Below are 6,518 nucleotides of genomic sequence, written 5' to 3' on the forward strand. Positions count from 1 at the left end.
GGCCAGCGCCGGAGCGCGCGGTCGAGCGGCGCCACCTTGCGGATGACGCAGCAGGCGTCCGGATCGCGCCGGTGCAGCGTGCCGTCGGGATCGAGCCGCGCAAGATCCTCCGTGTCCGGCCGCAGGTGCTGCACGTTGCCGAGCCCGAGATGCGCCGCGAGCGCCCGCTGGTAGGCCAGCGTTTCCTCGAAGAGCATCAGCGTGTCGATCATCAGCACCGGCGTCGTCGGATCGACCTCCGCGAGCATGTGCAGCAGCACCGCCGCCTCGGCGCCAAAGGAGGAGACGAGCGCCACCTCGCCCGGGAACTCGGCGAGGACGCCGGCCAGCACGTCCTCCGCCTGCGCGCCGGCGTAGGTCAGCCGCAGCGCGTCGATCCGGTCGAGGGGCGTGCTCTCGAGGGCGCCGGTCTCAAGCCGCATCGGAGCGCGCCTCGTCCGGGTAGAGTGCCGCCCGGAAGGGCGCCGCCCCGAGGCGGCGATAGGCCTCGATGAAGGTCTCGCCCGGCTCGCGGCGGAGATCGAGATAGGCACCGACCAGCCGCTCCACCGCCGGCACCACCTCGTCATAGGCGAAGCCCGGCCCCGCCTTCTCGCCGATCGCCGTCGTCTCGGTACCGTCGCCGCCGAGCGTGATCTGGTAGTTCTCCACCCCCGCCTTGTCGAGCCCGAGGATGCCGATGTGCCCGACGTGATGGTGGCCGCAGGCGTTGATGCAGCCCGAGATCTTGATCTTCAGTGGCCCGATGTCCCGCTGCTGGTCGAGGTCGGCGAAGGCCTGTGCGATCCCCTGCGCGATCGGGATCGAGCGCGCGGTCGCGAGCGAGCAATAATCCATCCCCGGGCAGGAGATAATGTCCGAGATGAGCCCGAAGTTCGCCGTGGCGAGCCCCGCCTGCTTCAGCCGGTCATAGATCGCGACCAGGTTCCGCCGCGGGACGTGCGGCAGCACGACGTTCTGCTCGTGGCTGATGCGCAGCTCGTCGTGGGCATATTCCTCGGCGATGTCGGCGAGGAGTCGCATCTGCTCGGCTGTGACGTCCCCCGGCGTGCCGCCGATCGGCTTCAGCGAGACGGTCACGATGGCATAGTGCGGGACCCGGTGCGGCGAGACGTTGGTGTCGACCCACGAGCGCAGGCCCGCGCCCACCAGCGGCGGGACCGGCACCTCCGGCTCGAAGACCGGTGCCGCAAAGGCCGCGTCGATCTCGGCGAGGAGCGCCGGGTTCACCGGCCCCATCTTCGCCCGCCGCTCGGCAAAGGCCTCATCGACGAGCGCCCGCACCGTGTCGATCCCCGCCTCGTGCACAAGGATCTTCAGCCGCGCCTTCCATTTGTTGTCGCGCCGCCCGAGCAGGTTGTAGGTCCTGAGGATCGCCTCGAGATAGGGCAGCAGGTCCGCCTTCGGCAGGAACTCCCGCACCGTCTTCGCGATCATCGGCGTCCGCCCGAGGCCTCCGCCGACCATCACCTCGTAGCCGACCTCGCCCGCCTCGTTGCGGTAGATGCGCAGCCCGATGTCGTGCGAGCGGATCACCGCCCGGTCGTGCGCCGCACCGCTGATCCCGATCTTGAACTTGCGCCCGAGCCAGCTGAACTCGGGATGATCGGTCGACCACTGCCGGATGAGCTCGGCGGTCGTGCGCGGATCCTCGATCTCGTCCGCCGCCGCCCCGGCGAAATGATCGGCCGTCACGTTGCGCACGCAGTTGCCGCTGGTCTGGATCGAGTGCATCTGGACGTCCGCCAGCGCCTCGAGGATGTCCGGCACGTCCCGCAGCTTCGGCCAGTTGAACTGGATGTTCTGCCGCGTGGTGAAGTGGCCGTAGCCCTTGTCCCAGCGCTCGGCGATATAGGCGAGCTGGCGCAGCTTGCGCGCCGTCAGCGTCCCGTAGGGGATGGCCACCCGCAGCATGTAGGCGTGCAACTGCAGGTAGAGCCCGTTCCGCAGCCGCAGCGGCAGGAACTCCGCCTCGGTCAGCGCCCCCGAGATGCGCCGCTCGACCTGGTCGCGGAACTCCGCCACGCGCTCACGCACGAAGGCGCTGTCGAAGTCGCTGTAATCATACATCGGAACGCTCCGCCTGACGGCCATGCTGGGGATAGTTGGACGGCCCGCGGGTGCGGAAGACCTCGCGGAAATGCGCCGGCGCTGCGCGCCCCTCGTCGTCGATCGCCGCCTCGACCAGATAGACCCCGACCACCTGGTTCGGGAAGGCCGACGCCCGCGCGAGCAGATCGTCCGCCGCCTCCGGGTTCAGCGCAAGCGCCGCATCGCCGATCTCACGCGACCATTCGCCGCGGGAGGTGAAATAGACCACGTCTCCCTCGAGGAGGTCGTTGCCGGTCGCCATCTGCGGCTGGAACCTGCGTGCCATCAGAGCGCCTCCCTGAGCTCGCCGAAGACGTTCGCCGCCGCGCGCGGCGCGAGGCCGTAGAGGATGAGGACCGGACCCGCCGGCGCGGCCTCCGCCAGCGCCTTCGGCAGGTCGATGAGCGTCGTCGCGATCACCCGCTGCTCCGGCCGGCTCGCGTTCTCCACCGCCGTGACCGGCGTGTCGGCGGGCGCGCCATGCATCAGCAGCCGCCCGCGCAGGAAGGTCGAGGCCCGGACCCCCATGTAGACCGCCGCCGTCGCGCCCGGCCGCGCGAGCTCGCGCCAGTCGTGCTCGGCGAAGCCCTCGACATCGTGCCCGGTCAGGATGCGGAAGGCGGAGTTCCGCCCGCGCCGGGTCAGCGACTGGCCGATGGCCGCCGCGCCCGCGCTCGCCGAGGTGATCCCCGGCACGATGCCGTAACGGATGCCCGCCGCCTCGAGCGCCTCGATCTCCTCGTCGAGCCGCCCGAAGACGGCCGGATCGCCGCCCTTGAGCCGGACGACCGTCCGACCCGCCCCCGCCTCGGCGACGAGGAGCGCGTTGATGTCCGCCTGCTTCCAAGCACGACCGAAGGGGGTCTTGCCGACCTCGACGATCCGCGCCTCGCGCCGGGCGAGTTCGAGGATCGGCTGCGGCACCAGCCGGTCGTGCACCACCACGTCCGCATCGTGTAACAGCCGCCGCGCCTTGAGCGTCAGCAGTTCGGGATCGCCCGGCCCCGCGCCGACGAGATGCACCACGCCCTCGCGCGCCGCCTCGCCCTCGGCGAGCATTGCCGAGAGCTCGCCGCGCGCGGCCTCCTCGCCCGCCTGCAGCGCGAGCGGGCCGCGCTCGAAGTAGAAGCGGGTCCAGAACGCCCGCCGTGCCGCCGAATCGAGCGCCTCGACCCGGGTGCGGAAGCCCTGCCCGATGCGGGTCAGCCGGCCGAGGGTGGCGGGCAGCAGCGCCTCGACCTCGGCCTTGATCTTGCGCGCAAGCACCGGCGCGGCGCCCTCGGTGCCGATGGCGACGGTGACCGGGTCGCGGTCGACGATGGCGGGAGTGAGGAAATCGCTCCCCTCGAGGTCGTCGACGATGTTCACGAGCGCCCCGGCGGCCCGCCCGAAGGCAGCCGCGCGGGCATCGCTCTCACTCTCGCCGGTGGCGCCATAGACGAGGGCCGCACCGACAGCGTCTACCGGCGCGAGATCGCGGTCCGCCAGCGCGAGGCGGCCCTCCGCCGCCCAGGTGCGGACCTCCGGCGCCGGGTCGCGCCCACAGACGAGGAGGTCGGCCTCAGTCTTCAGCAGTAACCGCAGCTTCGCGACCGCGACCGCGCCGGCACCGGCGACGACGACGCGGCGGCCGCGTAGATCGATGAACAGGGGATAGTGTCGCATGACGGAATCGGGCCCTTCCCTCTTGCGCTGCAATATAGGAGAATTTCCCTAATTCTCTCAATCCGGCGCTTCAAATAAGGACAGCGTCCTGCTACCGTGCCACCTCACGGTGACAATGGCATGCAATTGCAACGGGGACGGGAATGGCTGCCGCGCTCGACGAGCTGGATCGGAACATCCTCGCGCTGCTGCAGGAGGATTCCTCGCTGCCGCTCGACGAGATCGCCCGCCGGGTCGGAGCCTCGAAGACGCCGGTCTGGAACCGGATCCGCAAGATGAAGACCTCCGGCCTCATCACCGCCGAGGTCGCGCTGGTCGATCCCGAGAAGCTCGGGCTCGAGAGCTGCTTCTTCGTCCTCATCCGCACCTCGCAGCACGACGCCGACTGGCTGAACCGCTTTCTCGCCGCCGTGCGCGCGCGGCCGGAGGTGATGGAGGCGCATCGCCTTGCCGGCGACATCGACTACATCCTGAAGGTCCGGGTGGCGAACGCACGTGCCTACGACGCCTTCTACCGGGCGCTTATCAAGGACGTGGCGATCTTCAACGTGACCTCGGCGCTCTCGATGGAGGAGATCAAGAGCACGACCGCGCTGCCGATCCCGGCGGCAGGATCGGGCTGACGGGCCTCTCGCGGCGTGCTAAGCGCGGGGCGCGCGAGCCTCTGAAGGAGCCTAAGGAATGCGGGTCGTCGAGATCACCCCGGACTACAGCGTTTCACCGCAGCTCGGCGTCCCGGACGTCGCGGAGGTCAGGGAGCTCGGGTTCCGCTCGATCCTCTGCAACCGGCCGGACGGCGAGGAGGCGGGGCAGCCGGAGGTGGCGGCGATCCGGCAGGAGGCGGAGCGGCTGGGGCTCATCTTCGCCTGGGTGCCGGTGGTCTCGGGGGCGATCACCGGCGAGAACGTCGAGGATTTCGCGGCGGCGTTCGACGCGCTGCCGAAGCCGGTACTGGCCTACTGCCGCTCGGGAGGGCGGTGCCAGAATCTCTGGATGCTGGCGCAGCGTGGTCGGGCGGCGCGCGCGCGCTAGGTTAGGTGGAAGGCGCAGGCGCTGGAGTTGCGGATGCACGACCCGAAGAACGGCACGAGTTTCGAGACGGTCGTGCGGCGCGCCTTCGCGCGGCTGACCAGGGAGGATCTGCCGCGGGCCGCTGAATCGCGTGGCTGGCCGATCCGGACGCCGGCCGAGTTCGAGGAGCTGCTGCTCGCGCATCTCGGCTCCTCGCCGTCCGATCCGGAGCCCTGCATGGTCGACATGGTGCTGGCGGTCGAGCTCGGCGAAGGACTGCTCTCGGGGCAGCTCTGCTGCCACACGATGAACCGCCGCGTCCGCTGCGAGGCGGCCAAGGGGGATCCGCGGCGGGCGGAGGCGCTGAAGGCGCTCCTGGAGGTGCTGGCGGGGAAGGCCTGAGCCGCCTCAGGCCTCTTCGGCGGCGCCGAGCGTCACAGTCTCGACGGCTTCGACCGTCGCCGGCCAGTCGTCGGCGGGGCCCGCGCCCTCGGCCTCGCGCGTCTGGCGCAGCGCGTCGAGCGAAACCTCGCCGTGCACCCAGCCGGCCACGTCGGGCTTGCCGGCGGCGATCACGCCGTCCTCGGGGAAGGCTTCCTCGGGCGGGGCGTAGATGGCGGCGGCGCCGTGGGTCTGCGCGGCCAGCGGCAGCCAGTCGGTCGGGCCGACGGTGACGGCCTGGACGACGATGCAGCGCCCCTCGAGCGCCCGCGCCATGGCCGGGACGCGGAGCCGCCAGTAGCCGCGCGTGCTCTCGGCGAGGCCGGGGGCGAGCAGGATCTCGGCGCCCGCGGCGGTCATCGCGCGGGCGAGGAGCGGCTGGGCGGCGTCCTGGCCGAGCAGGATGCCGATCCGGCCGAGCTTCGTCTCGAAGACCCGCGGTGGCGCGCCGGGAGAGAGGCCCCACTTCTCGCGCTCGAACCGCGTCGGCACGAGCTTGTCCTGCGCCGCGGAGCTGCCGTCGGGGGCAAAGAGGCGGGCGCGGTTGACCGGCAGGCGGTCGCCGGCGCGCCGCACCGGGCCGGAGCCGGCGCAGATGTGGACGGCGAACTCGCGGGCGAGGCTGCCGTGCAGCTCGTCCACGTCCTTGATCCGGGCGTTCACCGCGTCGACGACCCGCTCGGGGTCGCGGGCGTTCTCCTCGCCGGCGAGGCTGGCGAGCTCGAGGGCGCCGTACTCGGGGAAGACGAGGAGCTCGGCCCCGCGCTCGGCGGCGGTACGGACCCAGACGCGCAGCTTGCCGACGTAGTCGTTCCAGCGGTTGTGCCAGTCGATGGGATAGGCGGCGGCGGCGATCTTCATGGCTCTCTCCCTGAAGCCGGCATTCCGCCAGCACCGCCCCGCCGAAGCAACAGGAAATCCGCGGGCCGCCGGCGGCCGCGACGCGGCGTGCGATTCACGATTTCGCGCGCGAAACTATGCTTATCCATTTGAACGCAAAGGGATTCGTCGGGTTAATTCTTCGTGAATCGTCCCGACGCGCGCTCGCCGCCTACCGCGGCAGCTAGGCGATCGAATGCATGTTCAGCGACGCCAAGACCCGGGGCGTCAACATCGAGGACACCCGCCTCACCTGCCCCCGCAAGCTCGCAGAAAGCCTTCGAGGGCGGTGACGGCACGGTGAGACATCCGGACGTTTCCTTGGTCGGAGTCGTCCAGAACCACCTCATCCCGCTCTCAGCCACCCCCTGTCGTATAGTGTGAAGGTCTGGTTAACGGCGCAGGAATGAATAACGATCCCAGCGTTTTAG

At 70.6% G+C, this 6,518-nt stretch carries 8 protein-coding genes; 3 read left to right on the plus strand and 5 right to left on the minus strand.

Going from position 1 to position 6,518, the window contains the following annotated elements; genetic code table 11:
* From Q0112_RS05920 to cysG, 4 genes are all read right to left on the minus strand, one after another.
* A partial coding sequence (locus Q0112_RS05920; protein WP_297972722.1) for a phosphoadenosine phosphosulfate reductase family protein occupies nt 1-422 on the minus strand: 422 nt, incomplete at its 3' end.
* A complete protein-coding gene (locus tag Q0112_RS05925; RefSeq protein WP_297972723.1) occupies nt 412-2,070 on the minus strand; it encodes a nitrite/sulfite reductase in 1,659 nt (552 codons plus the stop codon). The genes Q0112_RS05920 and Q0112_RS05925, both read right to left, overlap by 11 nt.
* The gene (locus Q0112_RS05930) at nt 2,063-2,377 is read right to left on the minus strand and encodes a DUF2849 domain-containing protein (RefSeq protein ID WP_297972724.1); all 315 of its coding nucleotides are present in this window, start codon (nt 2,375-2,377) and stop codon (nt 2,063-2,065) included. Before Q0112_RS05930 ends, Q0112_RS05925 begins: the two co-directional genes overlap by 8 nt.
* Nucleotides 2,377-3,756 carry a siroheme synthase CysG gene (gene cysG, locus Q0112_RS05935; RefSeq protein ID WP_297972725.1) on the minus strand — a complete coding sequence of 460 codons (1,380 nt, stop codon included), beginning with the start codon at nt 3,754-3,756 and terminating at the stop codon, nt 2,377-2,379. Before cysG ends, Q0112_RS05930 begins: the two co-directional genes overlap by 1 nt.
* A 143-nt stretch (nt 3,757-3,899) precedes the next feature.
* Here cysG and Q0112_RS05940 point away from each other — a divergent pair, with 143 nt between their 5' ends.
* Genes Q0112_RS05940 through Q0112_RS05950 form a run of 3 tightly spaced genes read left to right on the plus strand, consistent with a single transcriptional unit; the run spans nt 3,900 to nt 5,169 of the window.
* Nucleotides 3,900-4,379 (plus strand): Lrp/AsnC family transcriptional regulator, encoded by a 480-nt coding sequence (locus Q0112_RS05940; protein ID WP_297972726.1) that lies wholly within the window; start codon nt 3,900-3,902, stop codon nt 4,377-4,379.
* 58 nt (nt 4,380-4,437) lie between these two features.
* A complete protein-coding gene (locus Q0112_RS05945) occupies nt 4,438-4,788 on the plus strand; it encodes a TIGR01244 family sulfur transferase (protein ID WP_297972727.1) in 351 nt (116 codons plus the stop codon).
* A 33-nt stretch (nt 4,789-4,821) separates the two neighbouring features.
* Entirely contained in the window at nt 4,822-5,169 is a 348-nt protein-coding gene (locus Q0112_RS05950; RefSeq protein ID WP_297972728.1) for a hypothetical protein, read from the plus strand.
* A gap of 6 nt (nt 5,170-5,175) precedes the next feature.
* On the opposite strand, the gene Q0112_RS05955 is transcribed toward Q0112_RS05950, so the two are convergent.
* Entirely contained in the window at nt 5,176-6,069 is an 894-nt protein-coding gene (locus Q0112_RS05955) for a carbon-nitrogen hydrolase family protein (protein ID WP_297972729.1), read from the minus strand.
* Nucleotides 6,070-6,518: the final 449 nt, after the last annotated feature.

Source organism: uncultured Amaricoccus sp., assembly GCF_937858865.1.
Lineage (GTDB): Bacteria > Pseudomonadota > Alphaproteobacteria > Rhodobacterales > Rhodobacteraceae > Amaricoccus.

Bases quoted from the DNA above. Each gene is read 5' to 3' on its own strand.
- Q0112_RS05930 (WP_297972724.1), bottom strand. From the start codon at position 2,377: ATGGCACGCAGGTTCCAGCCGCAGATGGCGACCGGCAACGACCTCCTC.
- Q0112_RS05945 (WP_297972727.1), top strand. From the start codon at position 4,438: ATGCGGGTCGTCGAGATCACCCCGGACTACAGCGTTTCACCGCAGCTC.
- Q0112_RS05940 (WP_297972726.1), top strand. From the start codon at position 3,900: ATGGCTGCCGCGCTCGACGAGCTGGATCGGAACATCCTCGCGCTGCTG.
- Q0112_RS05925 (WP_297972723.1), bottom strand. From the start codon at position 2,070: ATGTATGATTACAGCGACTTCGACAGCGCCTTCGTGCGTGAGCGCGTG.
- cysG (WP_297972725.1), bottom strand. From the start codon at position 3,756: ATGCGACACTATCCCCTGTTCATCGATCTACGCGGCCGCCGCGTCGTC.
- Q0112_RS05950 (WP_297972728.1), top strand. From the start codon at position 4,822: ATGCACGACCCGAAGAACGGCACGAGTTTCGAGACGGTCGTGCGGCGC.
- Q0112_RS05955 (WP_297972729.1), bottom strand. From the start codon at position 6,069: ATGAAGATCGCCGCCGCCGCCTATCCCATCGACTGGCACAACCGCTGG.